Origin of the sequence: Pseudoalteromonas sp. S1610 (assembly GCF_005887465.1) — a bacterium.
GTDB lineage: Bacteria > Pseudomonadota > Gammaproteobacteria > Enterobacterales > Alteromonadaceae > Pseudoalteromonas > Pseudoalteromonas undina.
The window spans coordinates 14,826-34,439 of record NZ_PNDI01000019.1 but is presented as its reverse complement, the minus strand read 5'-3'; the positions used below and the strand labels follow the sequence as shown (position 1 = coordinate 34,439).

Annotated in this window: 21 protein-coding genes and 2 tRNA genes; 15 read left to right on the top strand and 8 right to left on the bottom strand. The window is 39.2% G+C overall.

Annotated features, from left to right (window positions below; translation table 11 throughout):
• Positions 1-15: 15 nt before the first annotated feature.
• The 5 genes from CWB77_RS09135 to folX all read left to right on the top strand — a co-directional run bounded on the left by CWB77_RS09135 (position 16) and on the right by folX (position 3,343).
• Positions 16-648 (top strand): YceH family protein, encoded by a 633-nt coding sequence (locus CWB77_RS09135; protein ID WP_055013085.1) that lies wholly within the window; start codon positions 16-18, stop codon positions 646-648.
• Between the two features lie 73 nt (positions 649-721).
• The gene (gene nadE, locus CWB77_RS09130) at positions 722-1,558 is read left to right on the top strand and encodes an NAD(+) synthase (RefSeq protein ID WP_054202890.1); all 837 of its coding nucleotides are present in this window, start codon (positions 722-724) and stop codon (positions 1,556-1,558) included.
• Between the two features lie 126 nt (positions 1,559-1,684).
• A complete protein-coding gene (folM, locus tag CWB77_RS09125) occupies positions 1,685-2,404 on the top strand; it encodes a dihydromonapterin reductase (protein ID WP_008468539.1) in 720 nt (239 codons plus the stop codon).
• Between the two features lie 24 nt (positions 2,405-2,428).
• Positions 2,429-2,983 carry a GTP cyclohydrolase I FolE gene (gene folE / locus CWB77_RS09120; RefSeq protein WP_008108996.1) on the top strand — a complete coding sequence of 185 codons (555 nt, stop codon included), beginning with the start codon at positions 2,429-2,431 and terminating at the stop codon, positions 2,981-2,983.
• Between the two features lie 3 nt (positions 2,984-2,986).
• The gene (gene folX, locus CWB77_RS09115) at positions 2,987-3,343 is read left to right on the top strand and encodes a dihydroneopterin triphosphate 2'-epimerase (RefSeq protein ID WP_054202892.1); all 357 of its coding nucleotides are present in this window, start codon (positions 2,987-2,989) and stop codon (positions 3,341-3,343) included.
• On the opposite strand, the gene CWB77_RS09110 is transcribed toward folX, so the two are convergent.
• The 4 genes from CWB77_RS09110 to CWB77_RS09095 all read right to left on the bottom strand — a co-directional run bounded on the left by CWB77_RS09110 (position 3,320) and on the right by CWB77_RS09095 (position 10,201).
• Positions 3,320-3,760, bottom strand: a complete 441-nt coding sequence (locus tag CWB77_RS09110) for a YqaA family protein (RefSeq protein WP_054202893.1) — start codon at positions 3,758-3,760, stop codon at positions 3,320-3,322. The genes folX and CWB77_RS09110 overlap by 24 nt on opposite strands.
• Before the next feature lie 75 nt (positions 3,761-3,835).
• On the bottom strand, positions 3,836-4,201 hold the full coding sequence (locus CWB77_RS09105; protein WP_138622429.1) for a DUF4870 domain-containing protein: 366 nt from the start codon (positions 4,199-4,201) through the stop codon (positions 3,836-3,838).
• Between the two features lie 166 nt (positions 4,202-4,367).
• Complete coding sequence (locus CWB77_RS09100) at positions 4,368-6,539, bottom strand: S9 family peptidase (RefSeq protein WP_138571072.1); 2,172 nt, start codon at positions 6,537-6,539, stop codon at positions 4,368-4,370.
• A 128-nt stretch (positions 6,540-6,667) separates the two neighbouring features.
• Entirely contained in the window at positions 6,668-10,201 is a 3,534-nt protein-coding gene (locus CWB77_RS09095) for a S8 family serine peptidase (RefSeq protein WP_138622427.1), read from the bottom strand.
• Between the two features lie 218 nt (positions 10,202-10,419).
• Here CWB77_RS09095 and CWB77_RS09090 point away from each other — a divergent pair, with 218 nt between their 5' ends.
• Together CWB77_RS09090 and CWB77_RS09085 are read left to right on the top strand one after the other, a co-directional pair.
• Positions 10,420-10,890 carry a DUF2721 domain-containing protein gene (locus CWB77_RS09090; protein WP_008108981.1) on the top strand — a complete coding sequence of 157 codons (471 nt, stop codon included), beginning with the start codon at positions 10,420-10,422 and terminating at the stop codon, positions 10,888-10,890.
• Positions 10,891-10,968: 78 nt separating this feature from the next.
• Positions 10,969-11,421 (top strand): c-type cytochrome, encoded by a 453-nt coding sequence (locus CWB77_RS09085; protein ID WP_138622425.1) that lies wholly within the window; start codon positions 10,969-10,971, stop codon positions 11,419-11,421.
• A 51-nt stretch (positions 11,422-11,472) separates the two neighbouring features.
• Here CWB77_RS09085 and CWB77_RS09080 read toward each other — a convergent pair whose 3' ends face one another.
• Positions 11,473-12,129 (bottom strand): cytochrome b/b6 domain-containing protein, encoded by a 657-nt coding sequence (locus tag CWB77_RS09080; protein ID WP_138622423.1) that lies wholly within the window; start codon positions 12,127-12,129, stop codon positions 11,473-11,475.
• A gap of 105 nt (positions 12,130-12,234) precedes the next feature.
• Between CWB77_RS09080 and CWB77_RS09075 the strand changes: the two genes are divergently transcribed.
• The 3 genes from CWB77_RS09075 (at position 12,235) to CWB77_RS09065 (ending at position 13,816) form a co-directional block, all read left to right on the top strand.
• A complete protein-coding gene (locus CWB77_RS09075) occupies positions 12,235-12,939 on the top strand; it encodes an AzlC family ABC transporter permease (RefSeq protein ID WP_138622421.1) in 705 nt (234 codons plus the stop codon).
• Positions 12,936-13,235, top strand: coding sequence for an AzlD domain-containing protein (locus CWB77_RS09070; protein ID WP_008108977.1), 300 nt, complete (start codon positions 12,936-12,938; stop codon positions 13,233-13,235). Before CWB77_RS09075 ends, CWB77_RS09070 begins: the two co-directional genes overlap by 4 nt.
• An 89-nt stretch (positions 13,236-13,324) precedes the next feature.
• Positions 13,325-13,816 carry a glutathione peroxidase gene (locus CWB77_RS09065; protein WP_010392568.1) on the top strand — a complete coding sequence of 164 codons (492 nt, stop codon included), beginning with the start codon at positions 13,325-13,327 and terminating at the stop codon, positions 13,814-13,816.
• Positions 13,817-13,888: 72 nt separating this feature from the next.
• Here the strand turns inward: CWB77_RS09065 and CWB77_RS09060 are convergent, their stop codons facing one another.
• Positions 13,889-14,074: a PA3496 family putative envelope integrity protein gene (locus tag CWB77_RS09060; protein WP_008108975.1), complete on the bottom strand. Its 186-nt coding sequence runs from the start codon at positions 14,072-14,074 to the stop codon at positions 13,889-13,891.
• A 387-nt stretch (positions 14,075-14,461) separates the two neighbouring features.
• Between CWB77_RS09060 and CWB77_RS09055 the strand changes: the two genes are divergently transcribed.
• From CWB77_RS09055 to CWB77_RS09040, 5 genes are all read left to right on the top strand, one after another.
• Positions 14,462-15,256: a YggN family protein gene (locus CWB77_RS09055; RefSeq protein WP_138622419.1), complete on the top strand. Its 795-nt coding sequence runs from the start codon at positions 14,462-14,464 to the stop codon at positions 15,254-15,256.
• Between the two features lie 760 nt (positions 15,257-16,016).
• The gene (locus CWB77_RS18420) at positions 16,017-16,157 is read left to right on the top strand and encodes a hypothetical protein (protein ID WP_010392563.1); all 141 of its coding nucleotides are present in this window, start codon (positions 16,017-16,019) and stop codon (positions 16,155-16,157) included.
• Between the two features lie 221 nt (positions 16,158-16,378).
• A tRNA-Ser gene (locus CWB77_RS09050) sits at positions 16,379-16,469 on the top strand.
• A 54-nt stretch (positions 16,470-16,523) separates the two neighbouring features.
• A tRNA-Ser gene (locus CWB77_RS09045) sits at positions 16,524-16,616 on the top strand.
• Positions 16,617-16,788: 172 nt separating this feature from the next.
• Positions 16,789-17,277 carry an RNA-binding protein gene (locus CWB77_RS09040; RefSeq protein ID WP_138622417.1) on the top strand — a complete coding sequence of 163 codons (489 nt, stop codon included), beginning with the start codon at positions 16,789-16,791 and terminating at the stop codon, positions 17,275-17,277.
• On the opposite strand, the gene CWB77_RS09035 is transcribed toward CWB77_RS09040, so the two are convergent.
• Both CWB77_RS09035 and CWB77_RS09030 read right to left on the bottom strand, forming a co-directional pair.
• On the bottom strand, positions 17,261-18,385 hold the full coding sequence (locus CWB77_RS09035) for an aminotransferase class V-fold PLP-dependent enzyme (protein WP_138622415.1): 1,125 nt from the start codon (positions 18,383-18,385) through the stop codon (positions 17,261-17,263). The genes CWB77_RS09040 and CWB77_RS09035 overlap by 17 nt on opposite strands.
• 1 nt (position 18,386) lies before the next feature.
• The gene (locus tag CWB77_RS09030) at positions 18,387-19,556 is read right to left on the bottom strand and encodes a PrnB family protein (protein WP_138622413.1); all 1,170 of its coding nucleotides are present in this window, start codon (positions 19,554-19,556) and stop codon (positions 18,387-18,389) included.
• Positions 19,557-19,614 lie beyond the last annotated feature (58 nt).

Genomic DNA, 19,614 nt, shown 5'->3' with positions numbered 1-19,614 from the left:
GAAGTAAGGGATATTATGCAGTTATCAGTTGAACAACAAAGAGTTATTGGCTGTTTATTGGAAAAGCAAACAACAACGCCTGAACATTACCCACTATCATTAAATGCCTTAACGAATGCCTGTAATCAAAAATCAAATCGCGCTCCTGTGCTCGAATTAAGCCAACAGCAAGTTCAGGCTACCATTGCAGAATTAATCGACTTACGCTTGGTAACAGAAGATGAAGGTCTCAGTGGGCGTGTATCTAAATACGACCATCGCTTTTGTAATACACAATTTAGCCACTTACAATTTAACGCACAACAACGCGCCATTATATGTTTATTATTATTGCGGGGAGCTCAAACACCCGGTGAATTAAAAACCCGTTGCGCTCGATTAGCTGACTTTACCAGTATTGACGACGTTGAAATATCGCTTGAACAATTGATTGAAAACAGCCATGTAAAAAAACTACCTCGCGAATCTGGTAAGCGTGATAGCCGTTATATTCACTTATTTACAGCACCTTCTGCAGAAAACGATGAGCCAATAGCAACACAGACCATTACTGACGAGTTAAAAAATCAAGAGCTCAATGATCTACTTGCTGAAATTAACGAACTAAAAGCTCAACTTAAACAAATAAAAGAGTATATAGGGCTTTAATTGTGTAATTTGAAATCACATAATAGCTATTCTTTTTTGAGCATTAAAACTTTTTAACTTTAAGGAGCGGGCCATGCGCGCCGAAATTATGGCTGAAATGAAAGTTCAGCCTAGTATTGATGTTAACGCTGAAATTAAACGCCGAGTAAATTTTATTAAAGCACGTTTAAAAGCCGCATACTCAACTTCACTGGTACTAGGTATTAGTGGCGGTGTAGACTCATCAACCTGTGGCCGATTATGCCAACTTGCTATTAATGAGCTTAATCAAGAACACCAAGATACACAGTATCAATTTATTGCTGTGCGCTTACCGTATGGAGTGCAAGCAGATGAAAGCGAAGCACAAATGGCGGTTGATTTTATTAAACCCAGCACCCGTATGACAGTCAATATTCAGCCTGCAACCGACGCACTGCACGAGCAAACGATGGCAACTTTAGCTGGCAATAATCAGCCATTGCCAACACAAGAAAAAATAGACTTTATTAAAGGCAATGTGAAAGCACGCCAACGCATGATTGCACAATATGAAATTGCTGGGTTTTGCCAAGGGCTCGTTGTAGGTACCGACCATAGCGCCGAAAACATTACTGGTTTTTATACTAAGTTTGGCGATGGCGCCTGCGATTTAGCACCTTTGTTTGGTCTATCTAAACGTCAGGTTAGAGCATTGGCAACAGCATTAGGTGCACCTGCTTTGTTAGTTGAAAAAGCACCTACTGCCGATTTAGAAAGTGATAGACCAGGTTTAACTGACGAGGAAGCACTAGGCTTAAGCTATGAAGAAATTGATGACTTTTTAGAAGGTAAACCAGTCTCTGAGCATGTGGAGCAAACACTGATTGCAATTTACCAACGCACGCAACATAAGCGCCAGCCTATTCCAACAATATACGATGCTTTTTAAATCAATATTATAAGTGTGATTTAACTGATCGAGCCGCTTATATTTTACGTAAAAATGGCGTGAAAATAAGTGGCTTAAATTTTAACGGTTAACCTTAACGCTTGCCAACAGAGAGTTTTATATTTTATGACCCCCCCTATTTTGATTACTGGCGCAGGACAACGTATTGGACTTGCGCTTGCACAGCATTTTATAGCCCAAGGGCAAGCGGTCATTATTACTTATCGTACCCGCCATAAAGCGGTAGATTTGCTAGAACAACAAGGGGCGATCTGTCTTTATGCTGACTTTAGTTCTGATGAGGGTATTAATACTTTTATTACATTACTTAAAGCACAGACTGACTCACTAAGCGCGATAATTCATAATGCATCAAGCTGGGACTGTGAAGCTAACAACCCTCAGTTTGAGCAGCTGTTTGACAATATGATGCGCATTCATGCAAAAACACCGTACTTGGTAAACTTACGCTGTGCAGATTTACTATTAAATTATCAGGCGTCTCACGCTAAGCCCGCTGACATTATTCATCTAACTGATTACGTAGTGGAAACTGGCAGCCCAAAACACTTAGCCTATGCGGCCAGCAAAGCCGCCTTGGATAATTTAACCAAATCATTTAGTGCTAAATATGCACCGAATATTAAAGTGAATTCAGTCGCACCATCATTAATTATTTTTAATCAACATGATGATGAGCAGTATCGCGCTAAAACTTTAAAAAAATCATTAATGGGTATCGAACCTGGATGCCAAGAAATTATCAATAGTATCGACCTACTACTGAACAGCCATTACATCACAGGCCGTGCTTTACCTGTTGATGGTGGTCGCCATCTTAAGTAAGCCATCTAAATAAACGAGAAACTTATGCATAACGAATTAAAAGAAAGCTATCAAAAAATTATAACCGCAGTCGGTGAAGATGCAGAACGTGAAGGGTTGCTCGATACTCCAAAACGCGCTGCAAAAGCGATGGAGTACCTAACTCAAGGTTACCGCCAAACGCTTAACGAAATCACTAATAATGCAGTATTTACCTCAGATGCTGACGATATGGTATTAATACAAGACATAGAGCTTTACTCTATGTGTGAGCATCATTTATTACCATTTATTGGCCGCTGTCATATCGCTTATATTCCTGATGGCAAAGTATTAGGTTTGTCTAAGTTTGCACGTATTGTGGATATGTTCTCTCGGCGTTTTCAAATTCAAGAGCAACTTACCCATCAGATTGCTAAAGCGGTCGAGGAAGTAACCGGTGCAAAAGGTGTAGGTGTAATTGTTGAAGCAAAACACATGTGTATGATGATGCGTGGCGTAGAAAAACAAAATTCAAGTATGCGTACCTCGGTTATGCTTGGTAACTTTAGAGCCGATCCGAAAACACGTAATGAGTTTTTACAGCTGATCAAAGGATAATCTATGGCAAACGCAATAATTAATGTAACTAACTTACGGCTACGCACGTTTATTGGCTTTAATCCAGATGAACGTGAAAAAAAACAAGATGTAGTCATTAATTTAGAAATTCATTATCCGGCTGATCAAGCTTGTGAAACTGATGAAGTAGAACAAGCACTTAACTACAAGGTAATTACTAAAGAAGTAATTACCTTAGTTGAACAGGGTCACTTTTTATTGTTAGAAAAATTAGTTGCTGAAATTCTTGCTGTTTGCCACTCGCACCCAAGTGTAAATTACGCCAAAGCCCGAGTGGATAAACCTCATGCGCTGCGCTTTGCAGACTCTGTGTCGCTAACTCTGGACTGGCACAAATAATCCAACGGCAAGGGCTATTACAGCTAAATAACGTAGCCCTTTGCCGAGTGTTACTAGCACTAAAAACATACTAAAGCGCACTTTAAACACGCCGCCAATAACAGTTAGTGGATCGCCAACAATAGGTAACCACGCAAACAGTAAGCTATATATCCCATATTTATTAAACTGCTTTTGCGCTTTTTTGAGCCCTTTTTCAGAAACTGGAAACCATTTTTTATCTTTAAAGCGTAATGCTTGTGTTCCAAGCCAATAATTAACACAACTGCCTAATACATTGCCTAAGGTTGCTGCAAACCAAATTAGCCATAAGTTAGTATTACCTTGCATTATCATCCCACCCATCAATACTTCAGACGAGCTGGGTAATAACGTAGCCGATATAAATGCTGTAAAAAATAATGTTATATAGAGCATTTTTCCCTTATGACTAAAAACTAAACCCAGCAATTAAGCTGGGTTTGAACGACTTTTTAACTTAAATCAAAACGCTTATTTTATTAAATTTAAGCTAAGGGGGTAATTAAACTCTTTACCATCGTTGGCTTTCACGCTTGCGATAACCACCATCACAAATGAAAAAATAGCGACCATAGGTAACAGTAGTAAACCAACAGCTGCAAAAATTAGTAAAAAACACACAAAGTAAGCTATAGCCATAGTAATTTGAAAGTTAAGCGCTTTTTTACCGTGTATATCAACTAGAGGCATTTCATCTTTTTTAATTAGCCAGATAATAAGGGGACCTAGCACCGAGCCGAATGGCACAATAAACCCCGCTAATGCACTTAAATGACATAGCATTGCCCAGGTGCGGTCATCTTTATTGACGACTTTAATCTCTTGATTTTGTTCCATTACATTTTCCCTTTTCGTAAAACACCGTAATTTAACTCAATATACTATTACTATTTTGCGCTAATACCAAGCAGCTTTAATTGGCGGCAATTCAAATATAAAAAACCCCCAGTAATTACAATATACAACTACTGGGGGTCACTTAAAAAGCTACGCTTTTATTTTATTACTTATTTTTACCAGCTAAATCAAGCATAAATGCATAGTTAAGTGCCGTGTCCTCCAAGCGTTTAAAACGACCAGACGCACCTCCATGGCCAGCTTCCATGTCTATTTTAAATAGTAGTTTATTATCATCTGTTTTGTAGTCACGCAGCTTTGCAACCCACTTTGCTGGCTCAAAATATTGAACCTGTGAGTCGTGCAAACCTGTTGTTACTAACATATTAGGGTAGTCTTGTTTACTAACTTGATCGTACGGTGAGTACGACAACATATAATCGTAATATTCTTTCTCGTTAGGGTTACCCCACTCACCATACTCGTTAGTTGTAAGCGGAATAGTCTCATCAAGCATAGTAGTAACCACATCAACAAATGGAACCGCAGCCACCATACCTTTATATAGCTCAGGCGCTTGGTTTGCCACTGCGCCCATTAATAAACCACCAGCACTGCCACCTTGGGCAAAAATTTGCTCTTTATCGCCATAACCTTGGGCTACCAATGACTTAGTAACATCTACAAAGTCGTTAAACGTATTCTTTTTAGTGAGTAATTTACCCGCTTCGTACCACGGGCGCCCTAACATTTGCGAACCACGTACGTGGGCAATTGCAAATACAAAACCACGGTCAAGCAACGTTAATCGTGCAGAAGAAAAACTAGGATCCATTGTTGCACCATACGAACCATAGCCGTATTGCAATAATGGGTTAGTGCCATCTTTTTTAAATAGCTCTTTTCGATACACCAAACTCACCGGTACTTTTACGCCATCGCGTGCTGTGACAAAAATACGCTCAGACGCATAGTTATCCGCGTTAAAGTCACCTAATACCGTTTGTTGCTTCAATAATGTTTTTTCGCCAGTCGCCAAATTAACATCATAAGATGAACCCGGAGTGGTCATACTGGTGTAGTAAACGCGCAGCGTATCGCTTTCTAATTCGTTGTTACCGTACGCATTAATTGTATATGCACTGTCGTTAAAGCTTAGTGGTAACTCTTTGCCCGATGTTAAATTACGTGCAATCAGTGTTGATTGGCCCATTTCGCGTTGTTGGTATACTAAGTAGTCATTAAATAACTCTACGCCTTCAAGTTTAATATCCTCGCGCGCAGGGATCACACTTTGCCAATTCGATTTATCACCGGCTTTATCAATATCGACCTTCATTAGCTGAAAGTTAACCGCATTTAAATTAGTCACAATGTAATAAGTATTACCTAATTTGGAAATGCTGTACTCAAGGTTGGCTTCACGCTCAATTAAGCGCTTTGGCTTAGCATTTATATCGTTTGCACTAAGTACTGACAAACCCGATGCATCAGTACTGCTATGCCAAATATAAATTTCTGAGCCGTCTTTGCTCTTGCTCATACCAGTGTAATAGCTCGTATCTTTTTCTTCGTATACAAGCTCATCATCGCTTTGTGGTGTACCAAGCGTATGACGATAAACTTGGTAACCGAGTAAGGTTTGCGCATCTTTTTTAATGTAATAAACAGTTTTATTATCGTTCGCCCACACAACATAACCACTGGTGCCTTCAAGCGTGTCTTCTAATAATTTACCAGTGCTTAAATCTTTAATTTTTATATTGTAAACACGGCGGCTCACCGTATCTTCACCATACGCCATTAAGTTATCATTTGGGCTGACACTCAGACCACTAACTGCAAAATAGTCATGGCCTTTAGCTAGTTCATTGACGTCTAAAATAACTTCCTGATCGGTGCCTGCAAAATCACTACTGCGTAAATAAGTAGCATACTCGTTATCGCCGCGAGTTTGCGACGAGTAATAGTACTCTCCGTCTTTTACTGGAACAGAGTCATCATCTTTTTGAATTCGCCCTTTAAGCTCTTCAAATAAACTACTTTGCAGTGTTTTAGTATGCGCAAGCATTTCATCTGTGTAAGCATTTTCAGCCTCTAGGTAACTAATTACCTCAGGAGCTTTACGCTCATCATCACGCATCCAATAATAATCATCGATGCGAGTGTCGCCATGGATTGTCATTTCATATGGCACTTTCTTCGCAATCGGCGGCATGACTTCGGTTTGAGCAGCTACATTTTCAACCTTTGCTGATTGCTCAACATCAGGGGCTTTATTACATCCCCCTAAAATAGCTAAGGATATAAAAGTAAGAACAAATGGGGTGTGTTTCATTGATTGGAATCTCTGTAGTTTTTATTTTTATTAAATATACCTAATATTTAATAGCACGGAGATTTAGTTTGTGAAGCTATGTAAAAAGGGAGCCGAAGCTCCCTTTTATAAACATTTAAGTTAGTACATTACTTTTGCTTACGACGACGCATAAATGCAAATGGCGCTACTAGCAATGTTAGCCAAGCTAATGAACCTGAAGAGCTTTTCTTAGCAGGCTCAGGAGTAACAACAGGAGGTGCTACTTTAGTAACGGATATTGTTACCATTGCAGGTGCAGATACATTACCACGAACATCAATCGCAACAACTTCCATTTCTGCAGATGTATCACCCGCTAATAAAGTTGTATCTGCAACCACAATTTGGCCTTCTGCATCAACTGCAAAACCAAGGTTTGTATTAGATTGAACGTAGTACTCTGAAACTGCCAAGTCTAAATCTGATTCTTCAATAGTAAACGCACCTACCACGGTTCCATCAGCTGCATCTTCAGAAACACTAAACTCACCACCAATCAACATTGGTGCTTCAACGTCCGGTAATTCTAGGTCTTCAGCTGCCATCACTTTAATAATGTTAGTACCTGATGATAGTACAAAAGGACCATTTGCTGATACTACCGCTTTTTCTCCTGGCTTGATTGAAGTAACCACTTCATCAGTTGCCATTTCAGTACCAAGCTGAACATCAAATACTGCAGAACCTGTTACGCTATTTTTTTCATCCGTTTCAGTTGCCCCATAAGGCGAAATTGTAACCTGAGGTTGAATACCAAATACCGCGGTTCCAGTTACGCTATCAGTTTCAGTGAAAATGCCTGACTGATAACTAGGGTGACCTACAGATACTTTGAAGTTCATTGGTTCACCAAGAAGCGACGCATCGATATTCATGAACTCTGAACAGCCGGTAAAGGTAATAGTATTTCCACCTGCCTCATGTATTAACGGTGTACCCCATTGCCATGCATCATTGCCAGCACCATCAGTTGTACCAATTAATGTACGGCTACGGCCAGGGAATGCAGTTCTACGACCGCGATCATTTAGGTTTTGTAAAAACTGATCTGCAAAGCCATCATTATCTGTATCAATTTCAATCCTATAGCCCGCTTGGAAAGTATGAGTTAACGGATCTCGTAACTGGATCGATGAAGTAATAAAGATACCTGAACCACAAGAATCATCATTAATTGCTGAGAATGTAGTAGCTAGGATATTAAATTCAGCGTCTTCAACTGATTTTTCTTCACCCATTGCCACAATGCTTTCAGCTTGCGGGAAAACTTCAACTTGACCTGTATTTTCAACAACTAACGCCATTTCATTTTTAATAGTTTCAGGTGAGAAGCTCAACTGAGTCACGGCTTTTGGCATTGCATGATAAACAACATGTAAATCGTGATCGCCATCTGTAGATGCATCGTCAAATACTAACGCACCATCAAACTCTACTGATGTTAATGCCGCGCTTCTTGCTGCAATATCATCTGCACTGAATGGGTTTTCTAATTCCCATGCAGGTAATTTACTTGGATCAACCGTCATCGTAATGTCAAAAGTAGTCACTTGACCGGCCGGAACTGTTATAGATGCAGGGAAATCCCAGCTAACTGCGTCCGTATCAATATCACTTTGGTAACGAGCTTCAGTACGCAGGTTATACGTTTTTGCATCTGCAGAGAAGTTTTTAACTGTTACCGTTTTAGTAATTGAACCTGTTTCCGCTAGGCTTACTAAGCCATAAGATAGTGCGGCTTGTTTAGTATCAAACTCGCTATTATTTACCCAAGCTGCAACTGGCAAATTAGCCGCTTTAGTTACATCGACTAAACCTGCACCTATCATACTAATTGGCGCAAGCTCTGAATCAGGATTGATCGCTAGAGGTTCATTAGTTACGTTTAAGTTTGCTGCATTCATAATTGTTGCTTTAATCTCAAACGCATTACGCTCAGGGTGTGCTTCACGAATCATTGCAACAGCACCGGCTGTAATTGGGCCTGAGAAAGATGTACCATTTACAGGAGCTAGCTTATCCTGAGTTCCTGCAGCTGCAACCATTATACTTGTTCCTGGCGCTGTAATTTCTGGTTTTAATAAACCATCCATAGAAGGACCACGAGATGAGAATGTTGCAACAGCACCTGCAGTTGTTTTTATTTCAACACTAATATCAAATGTAGCAGGACCGCCTGCAGCTAATTGCGTCTTTAAAGCAGAGCCTGCAGCAAAGTTAATACCTATATTTTTAATTGTAACCGCGGCATCAAAGCCCCCCATAGATGCAGGGGTACCATCATCTTCATTATTTGCAATCATTACAAACTCAGCACCTTTAGCCTGAGCATGTAAAACTTTATCCGTAAAGTTACATGAACCTCGGTCAATTAATACTGCTTTACCTGTAAAGTCAACATCTGCAGCAAATTCAGCACAACCATCTGCGTTTGTTTCAGGATAAACTAACTCAATATCGGCACCTGAAATAGCAAAATCTTCTTGAGGACCAAAACCTGATGCCTGGATATTACCTTCAACGCCAGCAACAGTACCTGATGCAACACCTACTTCAGTTGTTGGGTGAGTCATAGCGCCAACAGATAGTGCGTTAGGTGTAGTACTTGGACCACCAACACGGAAAGGATTATCGCCATCATTACCAGCAGAAATAACCATATTCACACCTAACTCAACTGCACGTTGAACTAAGTATTGTGTACCACCACCGGTGTAAGTGTCACCAAACTCACCACCAAGAGACATATTCATTACATCAACACGATCTGAAATATCGCCATCACCGTTAGGATCCATTGCAGCTTCTAGAGCAGCAGCTTGTGCATCGCCAGGACAACCACCACCACATACTGAGTAAGCGTAAAGTTCAACATCAGGTGCAATACCATTTACTGAGTTTGCAGAAGATGTACCATGATTGGTGGGATCACCTGTAGAAGGTGAATTAGCGGCATCATTTTCAATAGGGTCAGCATCATCACGTATAAAATCATAACCACCTTGAACAATACCTTGTGGCCATGCAACTGATGTTGGATCAGCTTGAGCTGCTTCATAAGCCTCAACTGTGCCTGCACCACCAAATGCCGCATGCGTGTAGTCGATTCCCGTATCAAGCACTGCAACACGTTGGCCTTTACCACTTGCTATACCGTCAGTAATAAGTGGTTTAGCGTTGATATATTCAGAGCTTGCTGCAACATGCAATTCGCGATCGAACATTGGTAAAACTTTAGCAACGCGATCATCTTTTTCAATTTCAGCTAACGCCTCAGGCGTTGCTTGAACAATTAACGTTGGCGCTAAAATCTTAGTTTTACCAATTATTTTTGCATTAAAATCTAGACTATTTAACTCAACAGTCATCATATCTTGAAGCTGCTCAATTTGCGCCGTTATTTCTCGATTTGAAGACACATGATAAGTCCCAGCAGCAACAGCATCAACTGAGGTTTTTGCTTTTAAAACAATCATATGTGCAGATGGCGCTTTTTTATCAGCAACTATCTCTTTTACTTTTTCTGCTTGGGTGTAATTAATTGTCGCGTTAGGCAAAGCTACTGCGTTGGCAAATGTTGCCACAAATGCACCTGATACAGCTGTAGCTATTGCTGTTCTTTTAATTATATTTTTAGACATTGTTTCCCCTAGGATAGGTTATGTATTATTGTATTTACTATATTTAATTTTTTTACTATATAGGCGAATATAAAACGCCACCCTTCGTGCGCGCAACAGTATTGCTACATTAAAATAACAACCGCCTTAAAGCCCATCGCAAGACACTGATTTAAAAGAAAAAGAACAACATTTACTTTGTAAAGCATTGTAAATGAATAATTTAAATTGAGAGATATATGAACAACGATGTAATTAATATTTTAACTATGGCTAAAGTCATTCAAACAGCCGTTGCCCCTGTTTTTTTAATTACAGGTATTGCGGCAACACTCGGGGTATTATCTAATCGCTTAGCGCGTATTACTGACAGAGCCAGGCAGTTAGAGCGAAAATTAAAAGTTAGTACTGATGAAGAGTTTAACTTGTCTCTAACTACAGAATTAAGAGCTCTTCTTAAGCGCTCCCGCTGCATTCATATTGCATTTAGTTTAAGTGTCTTAAGCGCATTATTAGTATGTGCCGTAGTTATGCTGTTGTTTTTATCGCACATACAATCGATTAATTTAGGTGTTACTATCGGTAGTTGTTTTGTTGGTGCCATGGCATTGCTAATATGTGCATTTATGTCATTACTTGGCGAGGTATTCTTAGCGACACGTAGCATGCGACGAGGAATGATATTTGCTGATATTGATATAAATGACTAAAACCAGCTCTTTATCTTGAACTAAAGCCTGAGCTAAGATACAAAGATAATTAAAGAACCCTTAAAGGAGTAGAGTAAAGTGAAATTGAAGCTAGTATTTATCGGGGCGTTACTATCTACATGCGCATTTAGCGTATCTGCAAATTCTGCATTCAAAGAGCCAAGCGATGCGATTGAATATCGCCAAGCTGCATTTTCTATGATTTCAGTTCAAATAGGCGATATGGGTGCCATGCTCAAGGGTAAAATTCCTTTTGATGCAGAGCAATTTAAGCAGCGTGCAAATAACGCAGCGGCATTGTCTAAAATGCCTTGGGAAGCTTTTTACGCAGGTACTGATAAGGGTGATACATCAGCACTTCCTGCAGTATGGTCTGAAAACGATACTTTTATGAAAAAAGCGACAGCATTTCAACAATATGCTGATGAACTTGCTGTAGCAGCTCAAACCGGTGACAAAGCTGTTATTGGTAAAGCGTTTGGTGCATGGGCTAAAGGCTGTAAAGATTGTCATAAGCAATTCAAAGACTAATATATACGGTGTATTAAGAACAAAAATGGCGCTGTATTAGCGCCACTTTTTTTAACTAAGCAAATAACTTAAATGCTCACTTCCCCAGGTACTCATTAATAAAACCAGTAGTAGCAAAAATATAACCCATGCAACCCATGGTGCCTTTGTCTCTGGCTCTGAGCTTTTTGTTGCTAGTGCTTTATTACCGGTGATCATTGCTTTGACCAAAGGCTTGCCTTTGACTTTGTAAGCAATAATAGCCACAACATGCAAAATAATCGCATAAAATAAAATATCAAAATTAATATGGTGCAACCAATTGGCAAAATCAATCGTATCACTCGATACATACTGCGCTAACGGGCCATCAGTTAAAATGCCATCACTGCTCGTTAAACCACTAACCAGTTGCGTAATAATCAGGATAAAAAATAATAACACCATATAACTACCTGGTGCAGAATGGCCCACATCATTTATTTTTTTGCCGCTAAAAGAAGCAAGCGCCGATTTAGGAGAATGCAGTAATGCCGATATTCTTGCCGTTTTACTGCCTATAAGACCCCATATAATCCGTGTTGAAATAAGCGCTAAAGTAAAAAAGCCAACTACAAAATGAAGTTCGATCATGCCTTCTTCTGCACTAAAATAAAGCGCAGCAATACTCAATACTAATAACCAATGAAAGCTTCTTACAAAACCATCCCACACTTTTACCTTAAACATTGCACCTTCCCTAAAAAAAAGTATCATCTAAAACGCTAACTATTTTAGCTTCTCAATATTAAGGTATCCCGATGAGTCTTTCTACCAGTGCGCAGAGTAAAACACATGCAATCAATTAAAAAACCAGTATTAAAAGGCTTTTTAGATATGCTACCACTGTGTTTAGCGGTTATTCCTTGGGGCATTTTATGTGGCTCGTTAGCAATACAAAATGGCTTTACCCCTTTTGAAACTCAAGCCATGTCGCTACTGGTATTTGCAGGCTCGGCGCAGCTGGTTGCAATTGAGCTCATTGCTGGTAATACCCCTCTACTAACCATTCTTTTTACCACGTTTATTATTAGCTCTCGCCATTTTTTATATGGCTTGGCGGTTCGTCACAAAGTGATTGAGCAACCCATGCGTTGGCGCCTTCCTGTCAGCTTTGTGTTAACTGATGAACTGTTTGCCTTTTCGCACCACCCTCGCGCCTATCGTACTAAAACCCGTTTAATTTATGCATTGAGCGCAGGTTTTAGCTTTTACATTGCTTGGAATATTTGGACTCTAATTGGCATTGTAGCCGGTACTATGCTTCCAGATCTCACTAATTTAGGACTCGATTTTGCTATTGCAGCAACTTTTATTGCCTTAGTAATTCCAGGGATTAAAAACTTAGCTACTCTAGTTACAGTCATTGTTGCAGGGAGCAGTGCCACTTTATTAAAAAGCACAGGCTTTGAATTATGGTTAGTATGCTCTGCGCTTCTAGCAATGAGCGCAGGTTACGCTGTTACCAGATTAGTGCAAAATAAGGGTGCCAAAAAATGATGACCACTATTTTACTAATGGCATGTATTACTTTTTTTACTCGCTATTTATTCTTACACCGCGCCTTGCCATTTAAAGTAGGGCCTAAAATGCAACAGTTTTTGAGCTTTAGTGCACCTGCGGTACTAACGGCGATTTGGGTGCCAATTGTATTTATAAATGACGAAGGTATTAATCTAAACTGGCAAAACCCTTATCTCAGTGCTGCCATAGTCGCTATTGTTGTTGCTTACAAAACGCATAATATTTACTTAACTACCTTGGCCGGTATGGGGCTATTTTTAATTTTAAATTAGCAGTAAGCGCTGTAAAAGTGACTTAGACTTTGTAGATCATCACACAAGGGTTAGACTATGCAAAATAAACAAATAATAAGCGTATTTATATGCACCCATTCCATCAACTAAAGACTACCAGCCTACAAGGCCAGCCAATCGACTTTAAAGAGTTTGAAGGTAAAGTTGTATTAATCGTAAATACCGCAAGTGAATGTGGATTAACTTATCAATATCAGTCATTGCAAGCATTACATGAAAAGTATGCAAGCCAAGGTTTGATCATTATAGGCTTTCCATGTAACCAATTTGGTCAACAAGAGCCCGGCGACGCTGAGCAAATAGCGCAAGGTTGTTTAATAAATTACGGGGTTAGTTTTTTAATCGCAGAAAAAGTGAATGTAAATGGCCAGCATACAGATTCTGTTTTCCGCTATTTAAAGTCTGTACTACCGGGGTTTTTAACCCGAAAAATTAAGTGGAACTTCACTAAGTTTTTAGTAGCGGCAGATGGTACACCTATTAAGCGCTTTGCACCTATTACTAAACCTGAAAAACTAGAAAAAGTAATTGAAAAAGCTCTGCTTGCAGCTAAGGCTTAACCCCAAAAAACTATAAAGAGGCACAAAGCCTCTTTATTACAAACTGTAACGCTTATTTGTACTAGCGAGAGCTTAATCAATATAATCGTTTAAGTCATCTTCACCTAGATTTTTACGCAAGCGTTTTTGCTCAAGGTAATCCTCTAACTTTCTTTTCACCTTTTGCTTTTTCTTGTCGTGTTGATTACGCCCGACCATTTCGTATTCGTCTTCAACAAAATCATCATCTAGCGCATCGTAACTAAATGTCTTACCCACAACCCACTCCATAAAGTGTTTGAGACCAATTACGGATTTCTATATCGCGATAATTGGTGAAATTAAAATGTTCAACATAAATTATCTGTACAAATTTACGTCAAAATAAAGCCACATAGCTATCCTAAATAGTCTCTGTGTCAGTATTGTGAATAAATAGCGTTAAATTTGAATTGTGGAAAGTGAGAGTTTTTTATCGTATCGATAAATTTTATTTATTAGCATTTAATTGTTGGTTATTTTGACCATATTTTAGTATTTTCAATGAGTACACTTTCGGCTTTAAAGCATTCAAAAAATCTCAAGCCATTGTTTTAAAACATTAAAAATAATTGGCATCAAACTTGTTATAAGTTAATTATCATCAGCAAAAAGCAGAGAATAAACATGAAAAAATTATTATTAGTTAGCGCGATAATGTGCGCTCCAGTAGCAATGGCTCACAATACTAGCGACTCTTCAATTTCATTTAGTAACGATGAATGTAACGTTGAATTTAAGAACGATGTGCGCATCAAACCTAATGAATTAGAAATTTTTAAAGCCAATAATCAGCACATGCTATTTACCGCTGAAGGTGAGCTGTCTATCAATGGCGAGCAAGTAGCATTAAATAGTGCACAGCGCCAAGCAATGACCGACTACACAGACAATTTACGCGTGCAATTACCTGAAGTGGCCAATATTGCCCTTGAAGGGGTTAAAATTGCAGGTGTAACATTAGAAGAAGTTGCAAATGCGTTTAATATTAACGGCCTCGATAATATTTCAGCCTTAATGGACGATATTCATCAAGAGGTTGAAAGCACCTTTTATCAGCAAGGTACTTTTGTAATGGGTCAACAAAGCTTTACTCAATTTGGTGAAAACTTTGAACAGCAGTTTGAAAAGCAAATAGAAACAGCAGTAGAATCAGCAGTAATGGAATCAATGGGCAGCATTTTAGTGGCATTGGGCTCTGAGTTAATGAGTTCAGGCGGTGACATGCAAGCATTTGAAGAGCGCATGGAAAATATGGGCGCACAAATAGAAGAAAAAGTAGAGCTGCATGCCAAAACACTTGAAAAGCGTGCAAATTCATTATGTGATGATTTTGTTGAAATAGCACAACAAGAAACGCAACTAACCGCTCAAGTTCCTGCATTAAAAGGCTATGAGCTATTTACTATTAAACAGCACTAATAGAATAATACCCCGCATTAATCTCCCTTTGCGGCATTTGCTTTTAAGCTATGCCGCATTTTGCCTTTTATACCCTATTTAAAACCATTTAACTCAAATAATAGACTGTTGAGCGGATCTACTCTTGCTGTGCAGCATTGTTTTGTGGCTTCATAGTAAAATACAAACCAAAGTATAATCTTCGCTTCGCTCTAGAATAGTTAAAATGCCACCCAAGCTGATGATTGTAAGCCCAAATTGCAAACATAATTAAACCCATCTTTTTAGATTTATATTCATGAGATGGTACGTTCCCCAGTTAGAAGCGTTTTAAAACGCAACTAACTCCAAAGTGCCTAGTAACCTAGGCACTTTTTTTATAATTTAAAAACCTCGCAACACTATTTTGATCGTTTATTTACTGCTCTTATCTGATAAATAATTAACCACCTATAAATAACATGTTAAATCTTTGAACAAAGTAAAGTTAAGCCCAACCAATACAAAATAATTTAATCTGAATAAATATTCAAAAAACTCTTTTTATAAACAGTTTAAACTCAAAAAAACCGAAAAGACCCCATATAAAAGCGACATAGCAATGAGCCAAGATGAATAATTATACAAAAAATAATAAACCAGTAGTTGAACGACAAATTAATAAAACGATTTCGGATTAAAAAAACTAATACTTCACCAGTAATTTTTATCGCTTTATTTTTAACCACCCTGCGTGCAAAATGCACATGTTTTCAACAGACACAACCATGGAGCGAATAAAATGAACCCAATTAATACACTTAACCAAACAGCCACAACTCACGTTGCCGTTAAGCCAACTAATCGCAAAGCAAAAATGCTAGCTAAACTTAACCGTTACGGAAAAAAATTAGCACTTGGCGGTGCAATTCAATACAAATAATCACCCAACCATGATTTTGTATTGTTGCAGCAAACACCCAACCTCTAATGAAGACTCTTCTTTAGCTCCTCCTGTTTGCTGCCAGCCACCTCATAGCTAAAAATCACCTTAAATCTTCATTATTTATAAAAAAAACCGCATTTACGCTCACTTTTTAAGCAAACGATCTTTTTGCTATTTACACAGACTACTCTCCTAAGTATTATCCTGCATCACGACGTGGAGAGATGGCAGAGTGGTCGAATGCACCGGTCTTGAAAACCGGCAGGGGTTTATAGCCCCTCTAGGGTTCAAATCCCTATCTCTCCACCACTTATTTTTATTAATTGGTTTTATCCCGATTAATAATACGCAGAATAATGCGTCGGAGAGGTGTCCGAGTGGCCGAAGGAGCTCCCCTGCTAAGGGAGTATAGAGTTTGTAGCTCTATCGAGGGTTCGAATCCCTCCCTCTCCACCATTACTGAATATAAGCCACTTAATTGTGGTTTTTTTGTGCCTAAATTTTAACAACCTATGGAATTGTTCGTTTTGGAAGGCATACTTGACTTAGGCTATTAAATTAAACAAATTGTATGGTGTTACAACTTAGTGCATTATAAATGGTACTTTAAACCAGCTTAGGTTTAACCATGGCAAAGCTAATATTACTACTGTGTTTTTTAGGTGCCTGCACTGTCAGCATGGCAAATGAAGTGACGGTTTTTAAATGCACCATTAAAGGAGTGCCGACTTTCAGTCAAACTCCTTGCGCTAAAGACGCTAAAGTGATCACGCTTAAAAACGTCAACATTATGCAAACCAATGCATTGCAATCTGAAAACGCCCTAGTTATCGATACCTCAGTTGATGACTACCTTGAGGTGCAACAAATAGAGCGCGATATTGTGAAGCTTGAGCTTAAAATAAAGCAATACCAACAAGAATACGCACAAAAAAAACAGCAAGTCGGTTACATGACCCAAGATAAAGCAAATCGTTTAGGCGCTGATTCGATTGCAGATGCAATTGCTACAGAAACTGCGGTACTTAAACAAAGATTTGAACCGCAAATAAAACAAGCACAACAACAAATAGCGGCACTCACTCAAAAAAAACAACAGCTTAATCAGCAGCCTTAATTACCTTTTTCACCGTAGCAATAAACGCTTGTATCTCTGACGCTGTATTGTATATGTGCGGTGAAATACGAATACCGAGTTTGCGCACATCCACACTTATATTTGCTGCCTCCAATTCCGCTAATACATTTTGTTGGTGCTTTGCAAAATCTAAAATAGCGGTACCACTACACTGATCTTTATCCTTTGGCGATACTAAAAAAGCAGCCAGCTGCTGCTGAAGTAACGTTAACAACGCCAAATTATGCGCTCTTACTTTATCCACACCAAACTGGGCAATATATTCAATGCTATCAGCGGCAATAACATAAGGGAGTATAGAAGGCGTACCACCCCAAAACCTAAGCGTTTTAGCGTTATATTGAAAATGCGTAATATCAAACTCGAATGGATTTTGATGTGAAAACCAACCAACATCTTTTGGTTCACATTGCGTTATTTGCTTTGGATTTACCCATAAATAGGCCGCACCTGGCCCCCCGCATAACCACTTCACACTTGAGCCAATCATAAAATCGGCATTTAACGCCGTTAGATCGACAGGGATAACCCCTGCCGATTGCGCCACATCAATTATTGAGAGTGTATTCGTGACTTTACTAAGCGCCACAATATCGTTTAAAGGAGCTTGTACACCCGTATTAGAATAAACATGACTAACAAACACACCATCAATCTCTGGGGTTAAATATCGCTGCCATACCTGCCTATCACTTAGATCTTCATGCTCGGGGATGAAACGTATTGTTGCACATGCAGGGAGTGCTTTTTGCATTACAAACCCCATACTTGGAAAGTCGGCCTGCGCCATTAATACCGTGCACTGTGGTTTATTAAATACGGGGTGCGACATAAGCAATTTAGTTAAACCACTAGATAAGTTAACCTGAGGACAAAACTGCTCACTTGGCGCATTAAATAGCCGCCCTAATGCACCCGTAAAATTTTCTATAGCTGGTAGCCATTGCTGCCATGGCTCTTTGGCACTTTCCTGCCAAGGAGTAAAAAACTGCTCAGTAGCATTTTCTAAAGTGCTTTTTAGAGGACGACCAACAGAGTGGCTTAATAAATAGCAGCCCCTTGGCATACAAAAATCATTTTTAGCCATATTAGTTAATCCACTGTTTTAGCGTATTTAAGTCATCAAAACGCGTATTAATATCGTCTCGCTTAGCTGCTGCACGTCTATCCCTTAATTTAGCTAAGGAATCTAGCAGTACCGGTAAAGGTGGTCCACTGGCAGTTACTTTGCTTATATGCTGTTGTTGCATTTGCTGTGACGGTTGGGCAATAAACTTCTCAACCAACTGATTATGATGACCGATAGCGGTGTCACCATGTAACTTACACACTTGTATAAATAATTTGCCGTGCTTTTGAAACCACTCTGTGTGTTTATATTGCTCGGCTTTTAAGAAGTCATCCATAAAGCTTTGCATACGCATGGCTTCTCGCAATATTTGTTGGTCCTCTGGCATCATATATAAAAATTTATCCACCAGCATTTGTGAGTAACTCGGCTCATTGGCATTGCAAAGCCCTAACAGCATATCAATAACATTAATGCCGGCAAAATCTCCCGCATTTGCACCACGGTAAACCTCTTTACCTACCCGGAAAGGCTTGTAGTATGGGCGTACACAATTAAAAAAACGCTCGGTATCAAGTTGAGTATACAAGGCATTATTCGACGCTATTACATCAATAAGTGCCGTTTTAACCACCTCAAGTAGTTCAGCCGTGACTGGGTGTGAAATACCTAATGGCAGTATTTTTAGTAAAGCATCACTCGCACGTTTATACGCTAAAATACCTTGGGTGTTGTAATCTAAAAATAGAGTTTCATCATCAAGATTTGTAAACCGTTTATAGGTGCCATTAATGGCTTTATTATGGGTGGTTAAATGCGCGGTGGCAAAACGAGGGGTTACTCCAATTGAAGCACCAATATGCATGGCAAGCGCCGATGCTTCTATCAGCGGTGAACTATTCTCTCTGCTTGGCTCTGTAATTTCATGTCTACGGCAAGCCGCCATAAACAAACCGACATTACCAAGTAAATCAAATGCGCTATCAAATCCTTCGTCGGTATTACCTTCAGCTAATAAATCGCTGATCAACGCATTACCTTGCTCTTTCAAGGTTTGCTTTAAGTTATCCCCAACCCCTTCAACATTTGCTTTATCATCTTGTTGCCAATACAACTCTTCTAACTGAGAGTTTAGAGCAACAAACTCAGACCTAATCCAATTATCAAATTTAGCAGTGTAAGAACTCATGACTACATCCTGTTATTATTATTTTTTAATGCTAGCAAAGATCCCAGAGGTTAAAACG

Excerpts from the sequence above, each read along its gene's own strand:
- CWB77_RS09040 (WP_138622417.1), top strand. The coding sequence starts at position 16,789 with ATGGCAAAGCTAATATTACTACTGTGTTTTTTAGGTGCCTGCACTGTC.
- CWB77_RS09100 (WP_138571072.1), bottom strand. The coding sequence starts at position 6,539 with ATGAAACACACCCCATTTGTTCTTACTTTTATATCCTTAGCTATTTTA.
- CWB77_RS18420 (WP_010392563.1), top strand. The coding sequence starts at position 16,017 with ATGAACCCAATTAATACACTTAACCAAACAGCCACAACTCACGTTGCC.
- CWB77_RS09135 (WP_055013085.1), top strand. The coding sequence starts at position 16 with ATGCAGTTATCAGTTGAACAACAAAGAGTTATTGGCTGTTTATTGGAA.
- CWB77_RS09055 (WP_138622419.1), top strand. The coding sequence starts at position 14,462 with ATGAAAAAATTATTATTAGTTAGCGCGATAATGTGCGCTCCAGTAGCA.
- CWB77_RS09030 (WP_138622413.1), bottom strand. The coding sequence starts at position 19,556 with ATGAGTTCTTACACTGCTAAATTTGATAATTGGATTAGGTCTGAGTTT.
- folE (WP_008108996.1), top strand. The coding sequence starts at position 2,429 with ATGCATAACGAATTAAAAGAAAGCTATCAAAAAATTATAACCGCAGTC.
- folM (WP_008468539.1), top strand. The coding sequence starts at position 1,685 with ATGACCCCCCCTATTTTGATTACTGGCGCAGGACAACGTATTGGACTT.
- CWB77_RS09080 (WP_138622423.1), bottom strand. The coding sequence starts at position 12,129 with ATGTTTAAGGTAAAAGTGTGGGATGGTTTTGTAAGAAGCTTTCATTGG.
- CWB77_RS09095 (WP_138622427.1), bottom strand. The coding sequence starts at position 10,201 with ATGTCTAAAAATATAATTAAAAGAACAGCAATAGCTACAGCTGTATCA.
- CWB77_RS09070 (WP_008108977.1), top strand. The coding sequence starts at position 12,936 with ATGATGACCACTATTTTACTAATGGCATGTATTACTTTTTTTACTCGC.
- CWB77_RS09090 (WP_008108981.1), top strand. The coding sequence starts at position 10,420 with ATGAACAACGATGTAATTAATATTTTAACTATGGCTAAAGTCATTCAA.
- folX (WP_054202892.1), top strand. The coding sequence starts at position 2,987 with ATGGCAAACGCAATAATTAATGTAACTAACTTACGGCTACGCACGTTT.
- nadE (WP_054202890.1), top strand. The coding sequence starts at position 722 with ATGCGCGCCGAAATTATGGCTGAAATGAAAGTTCAGCCTAGTATTGAT.
- CWB77_RS09065 (WP_010392568.1), top strand. The coding sequence starts at position 13,325 with ATGCACCCATTCCATCAACTAAAGACTACCAGCCTACAAGGCCAGCCA.
- CWB77_RS09105 (WP_138622429.1), bottom strand. The coding sequence starts at position 4,201 with ATGGAACAAAATCAAGAGATTAAAGTCGTCAATAAAGATGACCGCACC.
- CWB77_RS09110 (WP_054202893.1), bottom strand. The coding sequence starts at position 3,760 with ATGCTCTATATAACATTATTTTTTACAGCATTTATATCGGCTACGTTA.
- CWB77_RS09075 (WP_138622421.1), top strand. The coding sequence starts at position 12,235 with ATGCAATCAATTAAAAAACCAGTATTAAAAGGCTTTTTAGATATGCTA.
- CWB77_RS09035 (WP_138622415.1), bottom strand. The coding sequence starts at position 18,385 with ATGGCTAAAAATGATTTTTGTATGCCAAGGGGCTGCTATTTATTAAGC.